Origin of the sequence: Psychroserpens ponticola (assembly GCF_023556315.2) — a bacterium.
Classification (GTDB): Bacteria; Bacteroidota; Bacteroidia; order Flavobacteriales; family Flavobacteriaceae; genus Psychroserpens; species Psychroserpens ponticola.
Genome location: NZ_CP116221.1, coordinates 2,544,320 through 2,567,736, shown reverse-complemented (window position 1 = coordinate 2,567,736; position 23,417 = coordinate 2,544,320). Strand labels below are relative to the sequence as shown.

20 protein-coding genes are annotated in these 23,417 nt (G+C 32.0%); 7 read left to right on the top strand and 13 right to left on the bottom strand.

What is annotated here, in order from left to right; genetic code table 11:
• The first annotated feature begins 17 nt into the window (after window positions 1–17).
• The 4 genes from MUN68_RS11440 to MUN68_RS11425 all read left to right on the top strand — a co-directional run bounded on the left by MUN68_RS11440 (window position 18) and on the right by MUN68_RS11425 (window position 3,980).
• Window positions 18–470: a hypothetical protein gene (locus MUN68_RS11440; RefSeq protein ID WP_249996150.1), complete on the top strand. Its 453-nt coding sequence runs from the start codon at window positions 18–20 to the stop codon at window positions 468–470.
• Window positions 471–514: 44 nt separating this feature from the next.
• Complete coding sequence (locus MUN68_RS11435; RefSeq protein ID WP_249996151.1) at window positions 515–910, top strand: hypothetical protein; 396 nt, start codon at window positions 515–517, stop codon at window positions 908–910.
• 103 nt (window positions 911–1,013) lie between these two features.
• Complete coding sequence (locus tag MUN68_RS11430) at window positions 1,014–1,871, top strand: hypothetical protein (protein ID WP_249996152.1); 858 nt, start codon at window positions 1,014–1,016, stop codon at window positions 1,869–1,871.
• A gap of 108 nt (window positions 1,872–1,979) precedes the next feature.
• Complete coding sequence (locus MUN68_RS11425) at window positions 1,980–3,980, top strand: TonB-copper family protein (RefSeq protein ID WP_249996153.1); 2,001 nt, start codon at window positions 1,980–1,982, stop codon at window positions 3,978–3,980.
• Window positions 3,981–3,982: 2 nt separating this feature from the next.
• Here MUN68_RS11425 and MUN68_RS11420 read toward each other — a convergent pair whose 3' ends face one another.
• The 7 genes from MUN68_RS11420 to MUN68_RS11390 all read right to left on the bottom strand — a co-directional run bounded on the left by MUN68_RS11420 (window position 3,983) and on the right by MUN68_RS11390 (window position 8,854).
• Complete coding sequence (locus tag MUN68_RS11420) at window positions 3,983–4,447, bottom strand: hemerythrin domain-containing protein (RefSeq protein WP_249996154.1); 465 nt, start codon at window positions 4,445–4,447, stop codon at window positions 3,983–3,985.
• Window positions 4,448–4,585: 138 nt separating this feature from the next.
• Window positions 4,586–5,317, bottom strand: a complete 732-nt coding sequence (gene ric / locus MUN68_RS11415; protein ID WP_249996155.1) for an iron-sulfur cluster repair di-iron protein — start codon at window positions 5,315–5,317, stop codon at window positions 4,586–4,588.
• A gap of 47 nt (window positions 5,318–5,364) precedes the next feature.
• Window positions 5,365–5,808, bottom strand: coding sequence for an RrF2 family transcriptional regulator (locus MUN68_RS11410; RefSeq protein ID WP_249996157.1), 444 nt, complete (start codon window positions 5,806–5,808; stop codon window positions 5,365–5,367).
• An 80-nt stretch (window positions 5,809–5,888) separates the two neighbouring features.
• Window positions 5,889–6,452: a PepSY-associated TM helix domain-containing protein gene (locus MUN68_RS11405; protein WP_249996158.1), complete on the bottom strand. Its 564-nt coding sequence runs from the start codon at window positions 6,450–6,452 to the stop codon at window positions 5,889–5,891.
• An 80-nt stretch (window positions 6,453–6,532) separates the two neighbouring features.
• Window positions 6,533–7,087, bottom strand: coding sequence for a YdeI/OmpD-associated family protein (locus MUN68_RS11400; protein WP_249996159.1), 555 nt, complete (start codon window positions 7,085–7,087; stop codon window positions 6,533–6,535).
• Between the two features lie 19 nt (window positions 7,088–7,106).
• The gene (locus tag MUN68_RS11395; RefSeq protein WP_249996160.1) at window positions 7,107–7,577 is read right to left on the bottom strand and encodes a DUF6265 family protein; all 471 of its coding nucleotides are present in this window, start codon (window positions 7,575–7,577) and stop codon (window positions 7,107–7,109) included.
• Window positions 7,578–7,585: 8 nt separating this feature from the next.
• Window positions 7,586–8,854 carry a nuclear transport factor 2 family protein gene (locus MUN68_RS11390; protein ID WP_249996161.1) on the bottom strand — a complete coding sequence of 423 codons (1,269 nt, stop codon included), beginning with the start codon at window positions 8,852–8,854 and terminating at the stop codon, window positions 7,586–7,588.
• Window positions 8,855–9,029: 175 nt separating this feature from the next.
• Between MUN68_RS11390 and MUN68_RS11385 the strand changes: the two genes are divergently transcribed.
• Both MUN68_RS11385 and MUN68_RS11380 read left to right on the top strand, forming a co-directional pair.
• On the top strand, window positions 9,030–9,341 hold the full coding sequence (locus MUN68_RS11385; RefSeq protein WP_249996162.1) for a BlaI/MecI/CopY family transcriptional regulator: 312 nt from the start codon (window positions 9,030–9,032) through the stop codon (window positions 9,339–9,341).
• The gene (locus MUN68_RS11380) at window positions 9,338–10,750 is read left to right on the top strand and encodes an N-acetylmuramoyl-L-alanine amidase (protein ID WP_249996164.1); all 1,413 of its coding nucleotides are present in this window, start codon (window positions 9,338–9,340) and stop codon (window positions 10,748–10,750) included. Before MUN68_RS11385 ends, MUN68_RS11380 begins: the two co-directional genes overlap by 4 nt.
• Before the next feature lie 172 nt (window positions 10,751–10,922).
• Here MUN68_RS11380 and MUN68_RS11375 read toward each other — a convergent pair whose 3' ends face one another.
• The 6 genes from MUN68_RS11375 to MUN68_RS11350 all read right to left on the bottom strand — a co-directional run bounded on the left by MUN68_RS11375 (window position 10,923) and on the right by MUN68_RS11350 (window position 19,894).
• The gene (locus tag MUN68_RS11375; protein ID WP_249996165.1) at window positions 10,923–12,731 is read right to left on the bottom strand and encodes an acyl-CoA dehydrogenase family protein; all 1,809 of its coding nucleotides are present in this window, start codon (window positions 12,729–12,731) and stop codon (window positions 10,923–10,925) included.
• 120 nt (window positions 12,732–12,851) lie between these two features.
• Complete coding sequence (locus tag MUN68_RS11370; protein WP_249996166.1) at window positions 12,852–14,045, bottom strand: acetyl-CoA C-acyltransferase; 1,194 nt, start codon at window positions 14,043–14,045, stop codon at window positions 12,852–12,854.
• A gap of 4 nt (window positions 14,046–14,049) precedes the next feature.
• Complete coding sequence (locus tag MUN68_RS11365; RefSeq protein ID WP_249996167.1) at window positions 14,050–16,458, bottom strand: 3-hydroxyacyl-CoA dehydrogenase/enoyl-CoA hydratase family protein; 2,409 nt, start codon at window positions 16,456–16,458, stop codon at window positions 14,050–14,052.
• A gap of 1 nt (window position 16,459) precedes the next feature.
• Window positions 16,460–16,915: a MarR family winged helix-turn-helix transcriptional regulator gene (locus MUN68_RS11360; protein WP_249996168.1), complete on the bottom strand. Its 456-nt coding sequence runs from the start codon at window positions 16,913–16,915 to the stop codon at window positions 16,460–16,462.
• 128 nt (window positions 16,916–17,043) lie between these two features.
• Window positions 17,044–18,816, bottom strand: coding sequence for an AMP-dependent synthetase/ligase (locus tag MUN68_RS11355; RefSeq protein WP_249996169.1), 1,773 nt, complete (start codon window positions 18,814–18,816; stop codon window positions 17,044–17,046).
• A 274-nt stretch (window positions 18,817–19,090) separates the two neighbouring features.
• Complete coding sequence (locus MUN68_RS11350) at window positions 19,091–19,894, bottom strand: helix-turn-helix domain-containing protein (RefSeq protein WP_249996170.1); 804 nt, start codon at window positions 19,892–19,894, stop codon at window positions 19,091–19,093.
• Between the two features lie 184 nt (window positions 19,895–20,078).
• On the opposite strand from MUN68_RS11350, the gene MUN68_RS11345 reads away from it, so the two are divergent.
• Window positions 20,079–23,408, top strand: coding sequence for a tail fiber domain-containing protein (locus MUN68_RS11345; protein WP_249996171.1), 3,330 nt, complete (start codon window positions 20,079–20,081; stop codon window positions 23,406–23,408).
• Window positions 23,409–23,417 lie beyond the last annotated feature (9 nt).

Sequence of the window (23,417 nt, the reverse complement as noted above, 5' to 3'; positions counted from 1 at the left end):
ATTAATACCTTTGAATTATGATTAGATTTTTTATAATTACATGCTCACTAATTTTTATTATTGGCTGTAAAAGTGATACAAAAAAAGGTGATTCAGGTTATAATCCTGATATTGAAACCATTTCAATTGTAGATTCCCTACCATTGAAATTGAATGCTAACAAAAAGTGGATTGCTAATGTGGAAACACACAAAGGCCTAACCAAAATGAATTCTATTATTTCAGCATTTAAAGCTGACAATAGTACTGATTATAAAACCTTAGGGGAAAACCTTGCTCAACAAACAGGTTATATCATCAAACATTGTAGTATGAAAGGTGAGTCACATGATCAATTGCATATCGTTTTAATTCCTATGCTTGATGAAATTTCTGTGTTAAGAGAGGAAGATGATGATCAAAAAATTAAATCCGCTTTTTATAATTTAGAACAACTTATTAATGCCTATTTTAAGTTTTTTGAAGTATGATAGTAGTCAGCTTTTATAAAATAGCAATGGCTTAGATTTGTTATATGATACCAACAGTAATCAATAGAATAACCGCATTCGTTTTGGTATTTATATTATTTTCACATAATATAAATACACTGGCTATTATTGGTGACTTTTTAATAAATCAAGAATTTATAGCAAAGACGTTATGTATTCAAAAAGAAGCACAAAAAGGCTGTAATGGTAAATGTCAATTGCGTAAAGAGTTAACTGAAAGTAATGCCAATTCAAACACTGAAACACCATTTCAGGAAAATAAACCACTCGTTTTAGATGCGTTCTTTATATCAGATATAAATCAAATTGTTCCATCTAATCAAGAATTTCAATCAAGGCTTCAAGAATTGATAATTTCTACTCCCAAAATAATAAAAATGTATCTCGAAATAGATACACCTCCACCAAACTTTTGTTAGTTTTTTAAAATTATAAAATCATATTGATTTTACTTCAGTTCTTACTTTAATATACAAGTGAGCACGGAGTTTTATATTCTATTTTAATATTAAATCTAACATTATGAATTCACTTAAATATATGTTTTTATCAGTATTGTTTTTATCTGTACTGACCACGTCATGTTCAAATGACGATGACAATGACGAACCAAAAATCACTAACGAAGTTGAAGGTCTTTTTAAAATTCAAGACATCACGAACGCAACGCATACAGTTGAATTATTTAACAAGGAAGGTGATTTTTATACAGGCTATAATGCTGTTAGTATGAGGTTAAAGGATAATGCAACAGATTCATACATAGAAGATGCATCATTCTCATGGATGCCAATGATGCAAATGCCTATGATGGAGCATTCATGTCCAAGATCTACTATCGCTAAGGCTTCAGGAAAGAATACTGTTTTTGAAGGTTATATCATATATCAAATGACAAATACAGATGGCTCTGGTTGGTCTATAACAGTAAATTACACAATTGATGGTGTAGATTATACTGCAAGCGATGCGATTTCTGTTTGGCAAAATGACAATCAAAACGTCACTAGTTTTATGGGAAGTGATGATAATCGTTATATCATTTCAATGATTAAACCTAACAATCCAATTATTGGAATTAATGATTTAATGGTTGGTGTTTACAAAATGGAGAGCATGATGTCATTTCCTGTTGTTGAAAATTTTTCAATCGCATTAGATCCTAGAATGCCTGGAATGGGAAATCATAGCTCGCCAAATAATACAGATTTGTCATATAGTATGTCTGATGATATGTATCATGGAAATTTATCTTTAACAATGACTGGCTATTGGGTTCTTAATTTAAAATTAATGAACACTAATGATGATGTGCTTAAAGGTGAAGATGTCACAGAAGAGAATACACAAAGTTCTCTGTATTTAGAATTAGAATTCTAAAAAGACTCTCAACTGACATATTGAGCGTAGTCGAATAATTTTAAGATTAATGTATTTCGGATACGCTCAATAAACAGTTGTTTTCTTTCATTTTTTAAATACATATCAATGAAAAAATTCATTATATATAGTGTTTGTTTACTTTTTTGCGGAATTATTTCCGCTCAAGAAGAAGAACCTGTTGTTAAAAAAGACACAACAAAGTTAACTGAAGTTATCATTTTAAGTAGACGTAAATTGAATAACCATCGACAAGAAAAAACCTTGTCAAGTATTGATGATTTTTTAGAGAAATCTAACAAAATTACCATGATAAAACGTGGTAATTATGCTTGGGAACCTTCTTTAAATAACATGAATAGCGATCGTTTAAACGTTACTATTGATGGCATGCAAATTTTTGGTGCTTGTACAGATAAGATGGATCCTATTACATCGTATGTAGACGTTTCAAATCTTGAACAAGTAAATATTGGTTCTGGGCAAACAGGAACCGAAAATGGACATTGCGTTGGTGGTGGAATCGATTTACAATTGACTTCTAGCAAATTTTATCAATCTGGATTAAAAACCAATTTCGATTTGGGTTATGAAACGAATGGAAATTATAGAGTAGTTGGTTTAGATCTTGAATACTCAGGAAATTCATTTTATTTAAATGCTGATGGTATTTTTAGAAAATCAGATAATTATGATGCTGGTGGAACGAATGAAGTAATGTATTCTCAGTTTCAAAAGTATAATGTCTCTTTGCAAACAGGGTTTAAACTTTCTGAAAAGCATTCCATAGATGCAAATATTATTTATGATAAAGCCACAGATGTTGGTTATCCAGCCTTACCTATGGATGTGTCTTTGGCTGAAGCTTTAATAACTTCGGTGACACATAATTATGTAAATGATTCTACGTTTTTCAAAACTCTAGAAACTAAGTTTTATTTTAATACCATTACGCATATTATGGATGATTCCAAACGTCCAGATGTTCCAATTAGAATGGATATGCCAGGTTGGAGTGATACTTACGGATTTTATTCTAAAGCAACCACAACACGTAAAAGGCATAACTTACTATTTAATATAAATGGCTATTATAATAAATCATTAGCAGAGATGACGATGTATCCAAATGATTCTAATCAACCAGCAATGTTTATGTATACTTGGCCAGATCTTAGAACGTTTTATACTGGAGTTTTTGCAAAAGATATAGTTGTGTTGAATGAAAAAAATCAACTTTCGATGTCCTTACGATTGGGTTATCAAAACAATAGAATCGCTGAAGAATCAGGACTGGAAAGTTTGCAAATATTTTACCCTGAAATTGATGATTCTAAAAGTAGATTTTTAACCAGCCTATCATCAGATTATACTTATAAAACAACAGACTATGATTTGTCTTTTGGTTTGGGTTATGGAGAACGAGCTCCTTCTGTGAGTGAAGGTTATGGTTTTTTCTTATTTAATAGTTTTGATAACTATGATTATATAGGGAATCCAACACTTGATAATGAAAAAGCGATTGAAATTAATACTAAAGCCAATTATCATACTGATAAATTTCATGTTGGAGTAGAGGCTTCCTATTTTTATATCAAAGATTTTATTATTGGAGATATTGATGAGTCGTTAAGTTCTATGACTATTGGTGCCAATGGTGTTAGAATTTATAAAGCACTTTCAAGCGCATCTATATTTGATGTGTATATAAATTCGTCTTATGAATTATCTAACTCCTTTTCAGTAAATGGAACAATTGGTTATAATTATGGCAGAGGAAGCAATGATGAAAATTTACCATTGATAAGACCATTTTCATATTTAACAGAAGTGAATTATAAAACAAAGCATTTTAATGCAGCACTTCAATTAGAAGGTAACGGAAATCAAAGTAGTTACAGTAGCTTTTATGGTGAAGATGAAACATCTGCTTATGGTATTTTAAATCTTAATTTCGGAAATGTCATTTATGCGAAAGAATCTAAGTTCGTTTTAAAATATGGAATTGAAAATCTCTTAGATACTGAATATTCAACATTTTCAGATTGGAATAACATTCCGAGACAAGGACGTAATTTTTATATGAATTTGTCTGTGGTATTACAATAAGTTTAAGTCCAAAATACATCATCTAGATTATCTTCAAAACGATCTGGATGGTGTATTTTATCTATATGAAGCATTTGCGCTTCAGTTGCTACTTTTTGAATTTCTGGAAATAAAACACGCTCTTCAAATCGGATGTGTTTTTCTAATTCTTCTTCTATACTACTTAATGTTTTTGCATCATCATCCTTACTTTCATTAAATAAGCATTTTATTCGACTGTGTTCTGTTAAAGCTCTTTTAACAAGTTCATGATCTTGGCCTAGAATAGGGAAGATGTGTTTTTCTTCAATTTCAAAATGCGGAATTAAATGGTTGTCAAAAAACCAGTCTGCATATAGTCGAATGCGTTTAGGAGCAATTTCTTTACTAAATCCAGATCTAATTTTCCAAGATAATAATAAGCCATGATGGTGCTCTCTACTTAGCGGTTGTAAAGCTTTATGTCGTTTTTGAGGTTGATGTGGCATTGTTTTGAATTTTATATTAAAAAGAACACTTCCCTTGGTCCAAATTATTGCAATTTCTGTTTATTCCCTCGAAAAAAACAGTTATTACAGTAGGTTAAGTAACTCAAAGGAAGTGAAGCTTCAACGTAAAACCAATCGTTAACTATATGATTTTTCCAGTTTTATAGCTTCCGGAAAAAGGATATTATTTTCTAAATGAATATGTAAGTGTAAATCTTTTTCAAATTCGTCTAGCATTGCAAAGGTAACTCTATAAGTATTACAGGCATCTGCTGGTGGATTGTAATTTTCTGTAAGTTCTGCTATTTTTCTAAAACGCTCACCTTCATTATCATGTTCTTGCATCATCATCGCGATTGGGCTTTCTATTGTGCCAAATTGTGGTGATTGTACAGCTATGTTTTTTAATTTGCCTTTTACTAATTGTTTTATAAACGGAAAGAGTATGAGTTCTTCTTTTTTCATATGAGAAGCTAGCTCAACGGTTGAAGCTGTAAATAATTCATTGATTTTTAACAATTCTGGATGACGTTCACCATGAACACGACATAGCTTATCTAAAAACTGTCTTAGAATTGGTGTTTTTTCTTCAACATATCTGTGATGTTTCTTTTCAATATAATCAACTAATAAATCTATTGGCCACGATTTATAGTCAATAGTTTCTGCTCCTTTAGAATTTAAAATAGAATTAATTTCGTCTATTAAGATTTTGCTGTCAATGCCTTTTTTTTCACAAGCTTCATTGATTGTTCTATTACCATTACAACAAAAATCAATTTTGTATTTCGAAAAAATTGCTGCTGTTCTGTAGTCTTCTGCTACAAATTGTCCAATCTCTACTTCTGTGTATTTTTCTAATGTTTCCATAATTAGTTTATTTCGGATATTTTTATCCTATTTATAATTAAATTTTTTTAGTCTCCTTTAATTTTTAAAAATGATGTTCCAGATTTGATGTCCAATGCTAGTTGTTCTAAATTGGTGTTTTCCAACATGTTTTTTAATTCTGAACGTACGATTTTAAATTTATCATGAACAGGACAAGGATGTTTGTCATCACAAATATGTAATCCCAAACCACAACCTCTATAAATACTGTCACCATCGATAGCATTAACAATTTGAGCGAGCTTTATAGTAGAAATTTTTTCTTTCTCAATTTCAAACCCACCATATGCACCTTGTACAGAATTTATAACATCATGCTTTACTAAGGCTTGTAAAATTTTAGCAGTAAACGCTTTAGGAGAATCTATTTCTTCAGAGATTTCCTTCGGGCTTACGCGTTTATTTTCATACGAATTAATCGCAATAAAAATAGATGCTTTGATGCCATATTCACAAGCTTTGGAAAACATAGGATTGTAATTTAATTGCAAATATCTGAAAAATATTTTAAATAGGATGTTATTGTCTTATATAAAATATTGAAACCTTTCTATAGTTTTGATAATTTGCTTTTGTTATTTTTAATCTGCTTAGGTTTTAACCATAACCAAAAGCCGCTAAACGATAGAAATAATAAGCCAAAAGCAATACATGTTGAGTAAAATAATTTTGTTGGTTTTCCTTCAGATTTAAATAAATAGCCAACAATTGAACCATCATGAATCATCTCAATAATATCTGCAGTTCTAGTTTTTTGCGAAATAATTGCTCCAGTGTAGCAATCGATTTGTAATTCAGTAAAATGCTCTTCAAACCTAACTTTAGCAATGCCTTTTCTTGGTCTATAATCAATTCTATTTATAGTTTTAGAAAGCTTTAAACTGTCTATAAAATGTACAGCATTTTGTTCAATTTCAGCAAGAGAAATTAAGGGCCTTCCATTTGCTGCAATATTTGTTGTTGAAGGTTTTAATTCTAATTCATCTTTCCAGGTAAGTAGCAATCCTGTGACACTCATTATAACAATAAAGAGCAATAAAATAATGGCAACAAAACGATGCGATTTGCGATACCAACGAGTAGATTTTGCTAAAGATTTGTTTTTCTTTTTCACAGATAAAATAAACTACGAATCTAAAAAAAAAGTCTATTACATTATCTTAAAGAGACGTTAATACCTCTTGAATATTATCGCTATCTCATTTTAATATTTGAGTTACATAATTTAATTATCTCAATTATTCGTTTTTCGCGAGTAGCGTCACGTTTTGCTTGATTTAGCCAATATAAATATCCTTTTTTGTAAGAAGGCGCGAAATTGTTGAAGTTATCAAAAGCTTTAGGGTTTATATCAAAGGCTTGTTTCAGTGCTATTGGAATAATGCCTTTTTCAACATCATCTAGAGCTGACCAACTTCCATTTTGTTTACCAATTTTAATTTTCTCTAAACCACTTTCATGCATCAATCCTGAAGTTGTAAGTTCTTTTATGTGTTTTTTATTCAAAGCACTCCAAACACTTTTTTCATTTCTTTCACAGAAGTATTGTTTGCGCTTCCCATTACCTAAACTTTTAACAGTAGAATCAATCCAACCATAACATAAAGCAACTCTTACGGCTTCTTCCCAACGCATCGATTGATTTTCGTGATCTACTTTATAAAAAATTAATTGAATGCCATTAGAAGAATTATAATTTTCTTTAAGCCAATTCCTCCATTCTGTGTCGGTTTTAAAATAGTATTCCATTGATATGATTAAATAATATTTATTTCTTTTTGTAATTAAATGTTACAATTTGAATATCACCTTCTTCATTTTCTATATCAACAAACACATTCATTTCATTATGGCTAATTTTTTCAAAAGTCATGCCTTCAAAAATAACTTTAGTAGCAGTAATTTCTTTTAATGGAAAATCTACAGTTTCGTTTTTAGTTTCCCAACCTTTAAGGTCGCTATCAAAATGTTTTAACTGAAGCACTAATGTGTTTTCAACCTCTCTTATAATTTCAATTTCATAAAAAGAGACTTTATCATCATTTATGAGTTTAAATGTTGCCATCATGGAACCACCTGAAGGTTCGCTCCAATTTTCTTCAGTTTGTCCACCAAAAGCTTCGCCTTTCCAATTGCCAGCAATCCAAGCGCAATTTTCTAATTTAGGTTCTAATTGTAGGTCATTTTGCGCTACTGTAGTTAACGTAAAAGCAAAGTATAAGATAACAATGTACTTCATAAGCTATTTTATTGAATGAATGTAACTGTAACTATTTTTCCATTTTCTATTTCGTAAATGGCAACAGCATTTCGTATTTTTCCATTAGCTGTAACTTGCTCTTCATCGATCACTTTATTGCCAATTACAATTCGTTTTTTTACGAAAGCTCTTAAATCTTTAACATTGTCAAACCAATCTTTATAGCTTTTTCGCATGGCTTCTTTACCATCAGTTTGTAAGGTGTTCGGATAGGCATATAATTTCACATCAGCAGCATAATCTTTCATAAAAGCATCTATATCTCTAGCGTTATAAGCATCGAGATTTCTTTGAACTATAGCTTCAACTTCTGACGTACTTGTAGAGGTTTTTGTTTCAGTTTTTTCGGTATTAGAAGTGTCTTTTGTAGCATCTATAGCTTCAGTTTTCGGACTAATATCTCCAGCAATAAGCAGTTTGTTAGATTCTGAATTAACCGCTAAACGTGTGATTTTAGTAATTCCATCAGAATTTAAATCGGTAATTTGCTTCCAATTATTATCTCTTTGAAGGCGTAATTTGAATAAGGTACTCTCTTTACCTGAAAGTAAAGTTTTTCCGTCTAGCCAGCAAATGTCTTCAATACCTTCAAGCGTATTTGCAATCACTTTTATGGCTCCAGTTTTGGGATTCAGTGATTTTATTTGCCATTGATTTTCATTGTCTTTAGAAATAAAACTCACAAGATTAGAGTTTGGAATTCTGTGAAAAGAGCGACCAACACTAGTTGCATATTTTGTGTTCGTTCCATCTTGAAGATTACTTACAAATAAGTTAAGATTATCATTTTCTATAACTGCAGAAACAATAGTGTGTTCATCATACCAAGTGTAATAAGCCACAACTAAATTTTTGATAAGTACTGTAGATTCACCATTGCTACCACTATAAGAATATAAGCGTTGTTTTCCGTCTTTATCTAAACGCACTGCTGAAATTTCATTATTAATAGGATGTTTAAGCGGTGTATATTCTCCTCCTTCAGTAGCATTTAACCAAGATTTTGATCCATAACGCGTATCATATTTTGCAATGTCAGTTTGTCCATTTCTAGTTGACGCAAACAAAATATATCTATCGTTTAAAAAAGAAGGCTGATTGTCATAACCTTCATTATTTGATAAGTTTTTTGCGTTTTTAACTTCAATTTTTGAAGAATTAGCTTCTAAATCGAATAAGAAAACTTCAGTGTTAGATTGCGCATTAATAATAAAGATTGTTCCCAAGAAGGCTAGGAAGCAAGGTATTGTTTTCATAAACTTTTATTTAGGTTAAAGATATGAAAGTTTTAATGTTGATTTTATAAAAGTTTGTGTAATTCAATTTTATTACTACATTTGTAGTATTAAAACTATAATTGTGGATATAAAACAGTTGAATAAAACAGAATTGCAAATCATGAAATATTTGTGGAATCTAAAAAAAGGATTTATGAAAGATATTGTTGAGCAATTCCCTGAGCCTAAACCAGCTTACACGACTATTTCTACACTTTTAAAGCGTATGTGTGATAAAGATTACATAGGTTTTGAACGCTTAGGAAGAGATAAACAATATCATCCAATTTTGAAAAAAAATGAGTATTTCTCAACTCAAGTTAATGGAATGATCACGCATTTTTTTAATGATTCTAAATCGCAGTTTGCTTCTTTTTTTACTAAAAATGCTGATTTATCTATGCAAGAATTAGAAGATCTTCAGGAATTATTACAACAGAAAATTAATCAAAAAAAGTCTAAATGATTAACTACATTTTTTATACAATCGTAAGTTTAGGCTGTGCTTATTTAATATATCAACTAGTCTTAAAAGCACAAAAGACATTTCAGTTTAATCGTTTTTTCCTTTTAGGAACACTACTTCTCAGTTTGATGGCACCAATTATGGAGATTAATGTTTTAGATACGATGCCAAGTATTACTGAAATCTCCTTAGAACCTTCAGAAGTAAGTGTTGTTTCCCATGAGATATTAGAAGGAGTTACAGTGGCTGAAATTCAAAAGCCTAAATACTCAATATTTTACATTTTGTGGTATGTATATCTTACGATATCAATTTGTTTTGCAATTAGATTTATAAAAAACATATTCGGAATTATTAAGCTCACAAAACGAAGTCATGGACGTATTGGAAGCTTGAAATTAGTAGAAACTAATGATGGAAAAAATGCTTCAAGTTTTTTTAATTATCTATTTATTAATACTGAATCTTTAAAAGATAAGTGTTATTCAGATTCTATGATTCAACATGAGCTTGTGCATTGCAATCAATGGCATACTTTAGATGTTATTGTATTAGAATTATTGTTATGCGCATTTTGGTTTAATCCATTTATTTGGTTTTATAGAATGGCTATAGTTCAAAATCATGAATTTATTGCAGATGGTAATACAGTTCAATCTGGTATTGATATTATAAATTATTCACAAATCATTATTCATTCAAGTCATAAGGAATACCGCGTTCCATTAACTAGCGGATTTAATTTCATTCAAATCAAAAATAGAATTACTATGTTACATCAATCACAATCATCAGTATTAAAACGAACCTTAAAAATCACAGCTGCACTGTTGCTATTTGCAAGTGTTTTTATGTTTAGCTCCTTCAAAGATTTAAAAGAACCATTAATTGTAGTTGTAGATGCTGGACATGGTGGTAAAGATCCAGGGAATTTAAATGAAAAAGATATTGTGCTTAGAATTTCGAAACAGCTATCAAAAATGAGTAATGAAAAAATTAAGATCATAACAATTAGAGACAAAGATAAGTTTTGGTCTCTTGAAGATCGTGTGAATTTTATTAATGATAAAAATGCAGATTTAGTTATTAGTTTGCATACTAATGCCTATAAAGACACTTCTGTAGGAGGTGTTGAAGCTTATTATTATGATAAAAATAATTATGGTAAAAAATCACATGATTACAGTAAAATTTTACTTCAAAACCAATTGCATTTATTTTCTAGTAAAAGAAAAATTAAACAAGCGGGTTTTTATATCCTCAAAAATGTGAATTGTCCTGCGGTGTTATTAGAACTTGGATTTATAACTAATGAAAAAGACAAGGCCATCTTAACTAACGGAGAAAATCAGAAGGCTATTGCGAAATCTTTATTTAAAAGTTTATTAGAGATACGAGCAACGAAATAGTTTTAAAAACTAGAAAAGAAAAGCCAATTCCGTTAGTGAATTGGCTTTCTACTGTTTATAAAATTTTGAATTAGCCTAAACTTATAAACAAACTGTAACTGTCTTATTGAGTACAATCTAAATTTTATGGCGTAAAGGATGTACTCAAATCAACAAATCAACTAAATATATTTTAGAAGCAGTACTTGCTTTCTGCTTTTACTTTTTCAGCAATTTCAATACGTAAATCGACGATGTCTGGATAATTTTGATATTTGGTAAAGCGTTTGAGTCCCATTAACATCATACGTTGTTCATCACCTTCAGCAAAAGAAATAATACTTTCTTTTCCTTTTTCTTCTACGATATCTACCGCGTGATATAAATATAGTTTCGCCATAGCTATTTGAGCAGATTGTGTATCTTCACCAAAACGTTTGGCATTCTTTTCGGTTCTTAAAATTGCAGACTCAGCCATATATATTTCAATTAAAATATCTGCAGCGGCAATTAATAATTGTTGATGATCTTCTAATTGTGGTCCATATTTTTGAACAGCTCCACCAGCTACCATTAAGAAGGTCTTTTTTAGTTTCTTAATCATTTCTTTTTCTTCTGAAAATAATTCAGAATAATCTGGTGTTTCAAAAGAAGGAATTCCTACAAGCTCTTCTTGTACAGCTTGAGCAGGGCCTAATAAATCTAAATGCCCTTTCATAGCTTTTTTTACTAACATACCAACAGATAACATTCTGTTAATTTCATTAGTACCTTCATAAATACGAGCAATACGAGCATCTCTCCAGGCAGATTCCATTGGAGTTTCTTCAGAGAATCCCATACCACCAAAAATTTGGATACCTTCATCAGCACAGTTTTGTACATCTTCAGATACCGCAACTTTTAAGATTGAACATTCTATTGCATATTCTTCAACACCTTTAAGTTCAGCCTCTTGGTGAGAATTACCAGAAGCCTCACGAATTGCGATGCGATCTTCAATATTTTTTGCAGCTCTATAGGTTGCAGATTCACCAGCATAAGCACTACTAGCCATTTCGGCTAATTTAGTTTTAATCGCTCCAAAATCTGCAATAGGTGTTTTAAATTGTTTACGCTCGTTAGCATAGCTTACCGCAATTGATAAAATACGTCTTTGAGAATCTAAACAAGCAGCAGCCAATTTAATACGACCAACATTAAGCGCATTCATGGCAATTTTGAAACCTTCACCACGACCAGCTAGCATGTTTTCAGCAGGAACAACACAATCACTAAAGAACACTTGACGCGTTGAACTTGCACGAATACCTAATTTGTGTTCTTCTTCACCTAAAGTAATTCCGTTAGGATTATCTTTGTCATATTCTACAATGAATCCAGTAATGTTTTTATCGTCTTCAATACGAGCAAAAACGATCATCAAGCTACAGAAACCTGCATTTGAGATCCACATTTTTTGTCCGTTAATTTTATACGATTTTCCATCAGCTGAAAGTTCTGCAGTTGTTTTACCAGAATTGGCATCAGATCCTGCTCCAGGTTCAGTTAAACAATATGCTCCAAACCATTCACCTGTAGCTAATTTAGGAACGTATTTTTGTTTTTGTTCTTCGGTACCATAAAGTGTAATTGGCATTGTTCCAATTCCAGTATGCGCACCAAATGCTGTACTAAAAGAACCCGTTCCAGATGAAATATAATCACATGTTAAAACTGTTGAAACAAATCCCATTCCTAGTCCACCATAAGCTTCAGGAACAGCTACACCTAGAAAACCAAGTTCTCCAGCTTTACGCATAACGTCTTCAGTTAAGGCATAATCTTTAGCTTCAAAACGAGGTTTATGTGGAATAATCTCACGATCATTAAATTCCATTACAGCATCCTTCATCATTTTTTGTTCTTCCGAAAAATCTTCAGGAGTAAATACGTCTTCGCATTTTGTTTCTTTTACTAAGAATTGTCCTCCACGTAAGATGTTGTTTTCAGTTGCTTCCATTGTATAATAATTGTATTAGGTTCTTTATTAATAATTGTATGTTGGAGCGCAGTCGAGAACTAATTTAGTTTGTCCGATCAAAAGGTTTCGACTGCGCTCGACTGGACAGAATTGATTTTTTTAACTTAAAAATTCAAATATTCCACAAGCACCTTGACCAGTACCAACGCACATGGTTACTGCTCCATATTTGCCTTTCATATCACGTTTACGCATTTCATCAAATAGCTGTACTGAAAGTTTTGCTCCAGTACATCCTAGTGGATGACCAAGTGCAATTGCTCCACCATTTACATTAATGATATCAGGATTTAATTCTAATTCTCTTATAACTGCAAGAGACTGAGAAGCAAAAGCTTCGTTTAATTCAATAAGTGATAAATCGTTTTGTTGTAATCCAGCTTGTTTTAGAGCTTTTGGTATTGCCTTTACTGGACCAATTCCCATGATACGAGGTTCAACACCTGCAGCTGCATAGTTTACCATTCTAGCTACTGGTTCAAGATTTAATTCTTTCACCATAGCTTCACTCATAACCATTACAAAAGCTGCACCATCACTCATTTGTGATGAATTACCAGCAGTAACACTTCCTCCAGCTGCAAACACAGCTCTTAATTTTGCTAAAGCTTCTTTACTTGTACCAGCACGAGGACCTTCGTCTTTTGTTACTGTATATGATTTCGTTGCTTTTTTTCCGTTGGAATCAATATAGGTTTGTTCAACTTCTATTGGTACAATTTGATCTTGAAAACGATTTTCAGCTTGTGCTTTTAAAGCTTTCATGTGAGAATTGTAAGCAAATTCATCTTGATCTTCACGAGAGACTTTAAATTGATTTGCAACTGCTTCAGCAGTATTTCCCATTCCCCAATAATAATCTTCATGACCAGCTTTTACTATGGCATCGTAATTCAATTCTGGTTTAAATCCAGTCATTGGTACGCTAGACATGCTTTCTGCTCCACCTGCGATTATACAATCTGCCATTCCGGCTTGAATTTTTGCAGTTGCCATTCCGATAGTTTCAACTCCAGAAGAGCAAAAACGGTTTACAGTAACACCAGGAACATCTATAACTTCTAATCCCATTAATGAGATTAAACGTGCCATGTTTAGTCCTTGAGAGCCTTCTGGCATTGCGTTTCCAACAATAACATCATCAATACGTTTTGGATCTAAATTTGGCAATTCTTTCATCATATATTTGATGGTTTCTGCTGCCAATTCATCTGTCCTTTTAAAACGGAACACGCCTTTTGGTGCTTTACCAACTGCTGTTCTATATGCTTTTACTATATATGCTGTTTTCATTTTTTTAGTTTCTTAACGGTTTTCCAGTTTTTAACATGTGCTGAATTCTTTCTAAAGTTTTACGTTCAGTACATAGTGATAAGAACGCTTCACGTTCAAGATCTAATAAGTATTGTTCGCTTACTAAAGTTGGTTCAGATAAATCTCCTCCAGCCATAACGTATGCTAATTTATTTGCAATTTTCTTATCATGTTCACTTATGTAATGACTTGCTTCCATAGAATCTGTTCCTACTAAAAACATACTTAAAGCTTGTTTACCAAGAACTTTAATGTCATTGCGTTTCACAGGTTGCGTGTAACCAGCATTAGCCATTAATTTTGCATGTGCTTTTGCAGTTGCAATCTGTCTGTCTTTATTCACAACAACAATGTCTTTTCCTTTTTGAAGAATTCCTAAATCAAATGCTTCATAAGCTGACGTTGCTACTTTTGCCATTCCTATGGTTAAGAAATACTCTTGTAGTACATTTAGTTCAACATCACCTTTTTTGAAAATGTCTTGAGCTCTTAAAGCCATTTCTTTAGAACCTCCACCACCAGGAATCACACCAACACCAAACTCTACAAGTCCTATGTAAGTTTCGGCAGCAGCAACAACTTTATCTGCATGCATTGATAACTCACAACCACCACCAAGAGCCATTCCGTGAGGAGCAGAAATTGTTGGAATAGCCGAGTAGCGCATACGCATCATTGTATCTTGGAAATATTTAATAGCCATATTAAGCTCATCATATTCTTGCTCTGCAGCCATCATGAAAATCATTCCGATGTTTGCTCCAACAGAGAAATTCGCAGCTTGATTACCAACAACCAATCCTGCAAAATCTTTTTCGGCTAAATCAATAGCTTTATTTAATCCAGCAAGAACGTCACCACCAATGGTATTCATTTTAGATTGGAATTCTACATTAAGGATTCCGTCACCTAAATCTTCAACAACGACACCTGAGTTTTTAAATACTTCATTAGATTTTCTAATATTGTCTAAAATGATAAAGCTATCCTGACCAGGGATTTTTTGTTGTGTTTTCTTCGGAATGTCATATGCATATGTTGCACCATCTTTTACAGAATAGAATGAAGTACTTCCAGAAGTTAACATATCCTTGACCCAAGCATTAGGTTCTAAGCCTTCTGCTTTCATTATTTCGATTCCTTTTTCAACACCAATAGCGTCCCAAATTTGGAAAGGTCCATGTTCCCAACCAAATCCAGCTTTCATAGCATCATCAATCTTAAATAAATCATCAGTGATTTCTGGAATACGATTCGATACATAAGCAAATAAAGCAGCAAAACTCTTTCTATAGAATTCACCAGCTTTATCTTTTCCTTTGACTAAAACTTTAAAGCGATCAACGACTTTATCAATAGTCTTCGTCATTTCTAACGTTGCAAATTGTGCACGTTGCTTTCCTCTATATTCTAAAGTATTTAAGTCTAAAGATAAAATCTCTTTCTTGCCTTCAGTAGAGACATGTTTTTTATAAAATCCTTGTCCTGTTTTACTTCCTAACCATTTATTTTCCATCATAGTATTGATGAAATCTGGAAGGTTAAAAAGTGAGTTACATTCGTCTTTTGGACAATTATCTTTAATTCCGTTTGCAACATGTACTAAAGTATCTAAGCCTACAACATCTACCGTTCTGAAGGTTGCTGATTTTGGACGACCAATGACTGGTCCAGATAATTTATCGACTTCTTCAATCGTTAACTCTAAATCTTTAACCGTATGAAATAAGCTCATGATGCTAAAGATTCCTATTCTATTTCCAATAAATGCAGGTGTATCTTTTGCAACAACAGACGTTTTTCCGAGGAATTGTTCACCATAACCATTTAAGAATTCTAAAACAGATGCATCCGTTTTTGGTCCAGGAATGATTTCAAACAATTTTAAGTAACGAGCAGGATTAAAGAAGTGCGTTCCGCAGAAATGTTTCTGAAAATCTTCACTACGACCTTCACTCATAAATTTAATAGGAATACCAGAGGTATTTGAAGTGATTAAAGTTCCTGGAGTTCTGTATTTCTCTAATTTTTCAAAAACTTGTTGCTTGATGTCTAAACGTTCAACAACAACCTCCATAATCCAATCGACATCTTTTACTTTAGCAATATCATCTTCAAGATTTCCTGTTGTAATTCGATTTTTAAACGATGCGTGATATAAAGGAGCTGGTTTCGATTTTATTGAAGCCGTTAGCGCATCATTTACCATGCGATTTCTAACAACTTTATCTTCAAGCGTTAACCCTTTCGCTTTTTCTTTATCATTAAGTTCTCTAGGAACGATGTCTAATAAAAGGACATCAACACCAATGTTTGCAAAATGACAAGCGATTCCGCTTCCCATAATTCCCGAACCTATAATGGCTATTTTTTTAATTCTACGTTTGCTCATTTTATTTTATAGTATGTTCTTTTTGGTTGTATATCTGTTTATTTGAAATCATATTATTAATGACTTCTGCTACTTTATAGAAGTTTGTAAGTTCTTCTTCAGAAACGTTGTTTTTTACTGTTTCATTAAAGGTGATTACTTTTTCTTTTGAATAATTTCTTTTTTCTCTTCCAAATTCTGTTAAGTGTATTAAGACACCTCTACCATCTTCAGGATTAGGTTTGCGAATTATTAAACCCTTTTCTTCCATGGTTTTTAGTGTACGAGATAAACTAGTAGCTTCCATTCCCATTTTTGGACCTAGAGAAGTAGAAGGCGTTCCGTTTTCTGGATCTATACTAAGTAGTGCAAAACCAGTTGCCATCGTTGTACCAAATTGGGAAGCTTCTTCATTATACATCTTATTGACTGCTAACCAAGTGGTTCTAAGTACGTAGTCTATTGTTTTGTCTTTCATGTAATGAAATTAGTTTTTCAAATATACTAAAAAATACTATGCACGCATAGTATTTGTGAAAAAATTATGCATGCATAGTATATTGGTGATGTAAAAAAAATGCTTCATAATAAAATGAAGCATTTTTTTTAATTTCGATATATTTTATCGTAAAGATCTTGATATATACCCTTAATTATTTTGCGTTTCATTTTCATGGTAGGAGTTAAGTGTCCACTATCAACAGACCAAACATCAGGAGTCAGTTCAAAACGTTTTATTTGTTCCCATTTACCAAAGTTTTGATTATACTTGTCGATTTCCTTCTGAATTCGTTTGATAACAATATCTGAAGTTGCGATTTCTGTATCTGAAGTGCCAATAGAATACCTTTTATGATTTATCCAATCTCTAATGAATTCAAAATTTGGTTGAATGATGGCTGCTGGCATTTTCTCGCCTTCACCAACGACCATAATTTGTTCAATGAATAAAGACTGTTTCATATCATTTTCTAAAAGAGGAGGAATTACATATTTTCCGCCAGATGTTTTAAACATTTCTTTTTTACGGCCAGTAATTTTAAGAAAGCCGTCTTGATCAATTTCGCCTTTATCACCTGTGTGAAAATAGTCATCAGTCATGACTTCGGCAGTTTTTACAGGATCTTTATAGTAACCTAGCATTACATTGGGTCCTTTTATTAATAATTCTCCATCGTCTGCAATCTTAACCTCTACATTATCTATTGGTTTACCAACAGCTCCAACTTTATACATTTTATTTTTATATAAGCCAACAGATACAACTGGAGATGTTTCAGTTAAGCCATAGCCTTCCATAACTCTCATTTTTGCTGCTCCAAAAATCCTTGCTAATCTTGGTTGAAGCGCAGCACTACCGGAAACCATAGTTCCTAATTCGCCACCAAGTGCTTCTCGCCATTTACTAAAAATAAGTTTATTGGCTATTTTGAGCTGAAATTCATACCAAACACCATTTGCACCATATGGTTCCCATTTTTCACCGAGTTTAACTGCCCAAAAGAATAGTGCCTTTTTTACACCTTTTAATTCTTCACCTTTCAGCATTATCTTATCGAATACTTTTTCGAGTAAACGAGGTACAACACTCATTAAGTTAGGTTTTATTTCTTTTGCATTATCTCCAATTTTGTCAATGCCTTCAGCAAAGTATATTGAAGTTCCTGCATATTGATATACGTAAATTAATACGCGTTCGAAAATATGACAAATGGGTAAGAAACTTAAAATACGATTTTCGCCTTTTACTAAAGGAACTCTTGGTGAGCTGTCTAGAGCATTACTAGTAATATTCCAATGCGAAAGCATTACACCTTTAGGTCTTCCAGTGGTTCCAGAAGTATAAATTATAGTCGCTAGATCGTTTGGTTTTACATCGTTCTTTCTAGCTTCGACTTCAGGTTGATTGCTTTCATCTTTTCCTAATTCAAATAATTCAGAATAATGCTTGCAACCTTCAATTTGATTAAATGAGTACACCTCTTTAATGTTAGTGTTGGCTATAACTTTATTTACTTTTTCTAAGACTTCTTCATCAGAAACAAAGCAGTAAATTGATTCACTATGATTGAGAACATATTCGTAGTCTTCTGCGCAAATAGTTGGATAAATTGGAATGTTCTGTGCACCAACTTGTAGTATTCCAATATCCATGATGTTCCATTCTGTTCTATTGGTAGAAGAAATAACAGCAATTTTATCATTTTTATTAATACCTAATTTTAATAACGCTCTACTTATTGTATTTGCTTTATTTATATATTCTTGAGTAGATGTTGGTATCCATTTGCCATCATACTTAGTCACCAGAGCAGCAGCATTAGGCTTGTTTTCTAATTGGTAATATGGAAAATCAAAAAGGCGAGTAACTTCTGTCATTATTAATTTATGATTAGGAAATGCAAAGTAGTTAATAAATGAAGATATCACAAATGCTATAACAAATCACTAACATTTGTGCACTTATTATTTTTTAATAAAAAAGGAGCTATAATAACAATAGCTCCTAATTATATATTCGTCTTTCTAAAATTAATACTAACTAAAAAACTTAAATATAACCCTATAATTAAATTGATTCAAATAATAGCAGACAAACAAGCTATGAAATTACTTACAAATATTGAAGTTATGTTGTAAAAAAACGTAATAATTACTTATTTAGGTATTCGTTTAGTAATGGGTTATTAGTATTAAAATATGCTTTAGGTGATTGGTGCATAAATAATTTAAAATCTTTTGTAAAATGAGATCTATCATAATAGTCATACATATGAATCAAATCATTTAAATCAATTTCTTCGCTTTCATATTTGCGCATAAGTTTTAAAAACCTATATAGTCGTGTATATTTTCCTGGTGTTAAACCAACAATTGTTTTAAAATGATTTTCTAATGTTTTTTGAGAAATTTTTATTTGATCGAGTATTTCTTGAATATTTAAAAGACCTTCTTTGCTCTTTATTATATCAATTGCTTGGTCAATTTCATTGGTTTTTTTATTAACGTTTAAGTTTATATTTTGAAATAGTTCGTTAAGGTTTTTGACAATTGTTTCTGAAGGTTGAGGGCTTCCAAAAATAGGCTTTAATAGGAGGTATAAATCTTTATTGTATTGCGATAATTGAACATGTTTATTATAGAGTTGTGAAATATCTGTATTTAAAATTTTGAATAGAGCTGTAGGATGGAAACTAATCCCTAAAGAATGTGTTGCTTTTGTTGCTGAAAATTGATAAGACCTGAAGAATTGCCCACTAATAATAATGTCCTTTAAAGGTGTCTCTGTCTTGTTAATGATTGCTTTTTGTTGACCATATAACACTGAAGTGATGTGAGTGTTTCCTATTGGTAGTACAATAGATTCAAAGGGAGTACTATTTTTACTAAATTTTAGTTCATAGTATTCCTCAATGATATTTGAAACTGGACTATGATCAAAATAGTTGAGGGTCATTTATATAATATTATGTAGGTAAAATAACATATTTTATTTAAAACCAATGTTTTTTGTAGGCAATATATTTCGCAATTCCGCAAAATCTACCAAATTCTTCTCTAAACCTACCATATACTAATAGGCTGTTTTCTGATCTTTAATTAGAAGTTAATTTTAAGGTAAATCATAAAAAATATCGATTATGAAACCTCTGCAGTATCTAATAGTATTTATTTGTTTTATATCAATTTCAAATTCTTTTTCTCAGGTTGGAATTGGTACGACTTCACCAGATGCATCTTCAGTTTTAGATATTGTAACTACAGATAAAGGTCTACTTATTCCAAGGGTGAATTTGCCTAATATTGCAACAACTATGCTAGATGGTACGAATACAGCTGCAACAAGTTTACTAATTTATAATATTAATGCAGCTGTAACTGGAGGCAATGGAATAGGTTATTATTATTTTAATGGAACTATTTGGGAAAAACTAATAACCAGTGGTTCAAACATAGAGAAAATAGATGATCTTATTGATGGGAAATCTGATAGTGATGGTACTCAAAATGGTTCTTCAATTTATTTAGGAATAAATTCTGGTTTAAATGATGATAGTTCTGATAATAAAAATGTGGGAATTGGATTTGAAGCAATGATAACTAATATATCAGGTTATAATAACTCTACAATTGGCTACCAATCACTTTATAGTAATACTACAGGTTCTGGTAATGCAGCAAATGGGTTTCATGCGCTTACTAACAATACAGTAGGTAATTGGAATGTTGCAAATGGTTACAGATCACTTTTTTCTAACATTGGAGGGAACAACAATACTGCTAATGGAAATCAATCGCTATTTAATAACACTAATGGTTACAATAATTCAGTAAATGGCTATGAATCTATGTATTCAAATTTAACTGGTCATGATAATACAGCAAGTGGATTACAGTCTCTTTATTCTAATACTTTTGGAGGCAATAATACGGCATTTGGAGTAAGAGCAATGTATTTAAATATTAACGGGTCTGACAACGCAGCTACTGGAGATCGTTCTTTATATTCAAATACTTCAGGACGGTTTAATACGGCAAATGGTAGCGCGTCAATGTCAGGAAACACTTCGGGGGATTTTAACACAGCCAGTGGATACCAATCACTTTTAAGAAATACGCAAGGAAATAACAACACAGCAAACGGAAGCCTCTCAATGTTCTCAAATACACTAGGTCATGATAATGCTGTCAATGGTTTTCGTGCACTTTACTACAATTTGGATGGGGATTTTAACACGGCTTCTGGAAGTTTTTCGCTTTTTTTTAATAGTACTGGAAATCAAAATATTGGATTAGGTCATGAATCTTTATTCACTAATACAACTGGCTCTTATAATATAGGTATTGGAAGTCGTACTGGATCTGGTAATAGTACAGGAAGTCATAATATATATCTAGGCCATAATTCTGGTACTCCTGAGACTGGATCTAATAAATTGTACATAGAAAATTCTGGTGCCAACTCCGATAACGCATTAATTTACGGTGAGTTTGACAACAATATATTAAGAACAAATTCTGAATTTCAAATAGGAAATCCAATAGGAACTGGTTATGCATTTCCAACAGTAGATGGATCAGCAAGCCAAATTATGCAAACTGATGGTTCGGGAAGTATAAGTTGGGTAAACAGTTTTAGCGAAGATTACAATGATCTTTTAAATATTCCTATCCATAATATAAATAATTTGGTAGATGGTAAATCGGATAATGATGGAACTAATAATGGTTCATCTATTTTTTTAGGTGTTAATGCTGGGTTAAATGATGATAGTTCGAACAATGGTAATATAGGTGTAGGATTTGAGTCCTTAATGTCAAATAGTAATGGTAACACGAATACGGCTATAGGTCATACATCGATGTATAATAATTTATCTGGATCTGATAATGCTGCATTTGGCTTTTGGTCTCTTTATAACAATAGAGTAGGAGATAGTAATACTGCTCTGGGAGTAGCTGCAGGTTTTAGTAATTTTTACGGAAGTAGAAATGTCTTTTTAGGCACGTCTTCAGGAAGTACTGCTCCTTACGGAGATGGAAACATATTTATAGGTTATACTGCTGGTCAAATGTCTTCTGGAGATGACAAACTTTATATAGAGAATTCAAATGCTGATGCTGATAATGCTTTAATATATGGTGAATTTGATAATAATATTTTACGAATTAATGGTGAACTTCAGTTAGGTGATTCCCTGTTAAATAGATATGCCATGCCTACATCTGATGGTAATCTAGATCAGTTATTGCAAACTGATGGAGCTGGAAATATAGATTGGGTTGATGCTTCAAGTTTAGGGTCTGATGATCAAAACTTAAATGGAGCTATCCTTAGTGGATATAATTTAGAAATTTATATAGAAAATGGTAATTCAGCTAGTGTTGACTTATCTTCATTAGTTTCGTCAGGTGATATAACTGGTATAACAGCTGGAGATGGTCTAACAGGTTCTGCCTTAAGTGGTGCGCCAACTTTAGATGTCGTTGCAATTAATGGATTAACAGCATATACCAACAGCGTTGTGTTAGGTGGAACTTTAACTCAAGCAACAACAATCACACAAGGTACAAATAATCTCACTTTTGATTTAAACTCAAGTGGTGATTTTATCGTTCAAGACAATGGAATAAATCATTTTGAAGTGAGTAGTTCTGGGTTGACCTATTTTGGCGATGATACATGGTGGAATGATGGTAGCACAACAGGAACAACCATAGCAAGTTTGGTTGATGAAGGAAATAATGGACGTTTTAGAATATATGAAAATGGAGTTGCTTCTGTAGATCTCGATGCCAACACAGGATTTATTTTTAACGAACAAGGTTTAGATAGGGATTTTAGAATAGAAAGTGATGATGAAACTAGTATGTTTATAGTCGATGCAGGCAATAATCGGATTGGTATTATGGAAGCGACTCCAAATTTTGACATTCATTTAAAACAGTCATCAAATACTGAAGGAGGCGTAGGCGGAATAGGATTTGAAAGTAGCGTGACAACCAATAATTGGAAGCTATACCATTCAGGCGCGAATTTCTCTTTTGCTGAAAATGGAGTGCGACGTGCTTATATAGCGACTACAAGTGGACTGTATATGGATACTTCAGATAGACGATTAAAGAAAAGTATTACTGAGGTTGAATTTGTACTTGATAGAGTAAACAATTTAAAAGCTTATCGCTACTTATATAAAGATCAAGAAGATTCTGGAAAAAAAATACTTGGGTTTATGGCTCAAGATGTAGAACCCTTATTCCCTGAACTGGTTGGACAAGCTGAAGATGGTTATTTAGCATTAAATTATGCTGGCTTTGGTGTTGTTGCAATAAAGGCAATTCAAGAACAGCAACAAATTATTGATGCGCAACAGCAACAAATTGAAACACTTCAAAAGTCAGAATCAGAATCTATGCTATTATTAAACAGTTTGCTCAAGCGCATTGAAAACCTAGAGAACCAAGATTAATTTTCCTAT

Excerpts from the sequence above, each read along its gene's own strand:
- MUN68_RS11440 (WP_249996150.1), top strand. The coding sequence starts at position 18 with ATGATTAGATTTTTTATAATTACATGCTCACTAATTTTTATTATTGGC.
- MUN68_RS11435 (WP_249996151.1), top strand. The coding sequence starts at position 515 with ATGATACCAACAGTAATCAATAGAATAACCGCATTCGTTTTGGTATTT.
- MUN68_RS11430 (WP_249996152.1), top strand. The coding sequence starts at position 1,014 with ATGAATTCACTTAAATATATGTTTTTATCAGTATTGTTTTTATCTGTA.
- MUN68_RS11425 (WP_249996153.1), top strand. The coding sequence starts at position 1,980 with ATGAAAAAATTCATTATATATAGTGTTTGTTTACTTTTTTGCGGAATT.
- MUN68_RS11420 (WP_249996154.1), bottom strand. The coding sequence starts at position 4,447 with ATGCCACATCAACCTCAAAAACGACATAAAGCTTTACAACCGCTAAGT.
- ric (WP_249996155.1), bottom strand. The coding sequence starts at position 5,317 with ATGGAAACATTAGAAAAATACACAGAAGTAGAGATTGGACAATTTGTA.
- MUN68_RS11410 (WP_249996157.1), bottom strand. The coding sequence starts at position 5,808 with ATGTTTTCCAAAGCTTGTGAATATGGCATCAAAGCATCTATTTTTATT.
- MUN68_RS11400 (WP_249996159.1), bottom strand. The coding sequence starts at position 7,087 with ATGGAATACTATTTTAAAACCGACACAGAATGGAGGAATTGGCTTAAA.
- MUN68_RS11395 (WP_249996160.1), bottom strand. The coding sequence starts at position 7,577 with ATGAAGTACATTGTTATCTTATACTTTGCTTTTACGTTAACTACAGTA.
- MUN68_RS11390 (WP_249996161.1), bottom strand. The coding sequence starts at position 8,854 with ATGAAAACAATACCTTGCTTCCTAGCCTTCTTGGGAACAATCTTTATT.
- MUN68_RS11385 (WP_249996162.1), top strand. The coding sequence starts at position 9,030 with ATGAAAGATATTGTTGAGCAATTCCCTGAGCCTAAACCAGCTTACACG.
- MUN68_RS11380 (WP_249996164.1), top strand. The coding sequence starts at position 9,338 with ATGATTAACTACATTTTTTATACAATCGTAAGTTTAGGCTGTGCTTAT.
- MUN68_RS11375 (WP_249996165.1), bottom strand. The coding sequence starts at position 12,731 with ATGGAAGCAACTGAAAACAACATCTTACGTGGAGGACAATTCTTAGTA.
- MUN68_RS11370 (WP_249996166.1), bottom strand. The coding sequence starts at position 14,045 with ATGAAAACAGCATATATAGTAAAAGCATATAGAACAGCAGTTGGTAAA.
- MUN68_RS11365 (WP_249996167.1), bottom strand. The coding sequence starts at position 16,458 with ATGAGCAAACGTAGAATTAAAAAAATAGCCATTATAGGTTCGGGAATT.
- MUN68_RS11360 (WP_249996168.1), bottom strand. The coding sequence starts at position 16,915 with ATGAAAGACAAAACAATAGACTACGTACTTAGAACCACTTGGTTAGCA.
- MUN68_RS11355 (WP_249996169.1), bottom strand. The coding sequence starts at position 18,816 with ATGACAGAAGTTACTCGCCTTTTTGATTTTCCATATTACCAATTAGAA.
- MUN68_RS11350 (WP_249996170.1), bottom strand. The coding sequence starts at position 19,894 with ATGACCCTCAACTATTTTGATCATAGTCCAGTTTCAAATATCATTGAG.
- MUN68_RS11345 (WP_249996171.1), top strand. The coding sequence starts at position 20,079 with ATGAAACCTCTGCAGTATCTAATAGTATTTATTTGTTTTATATCAATT.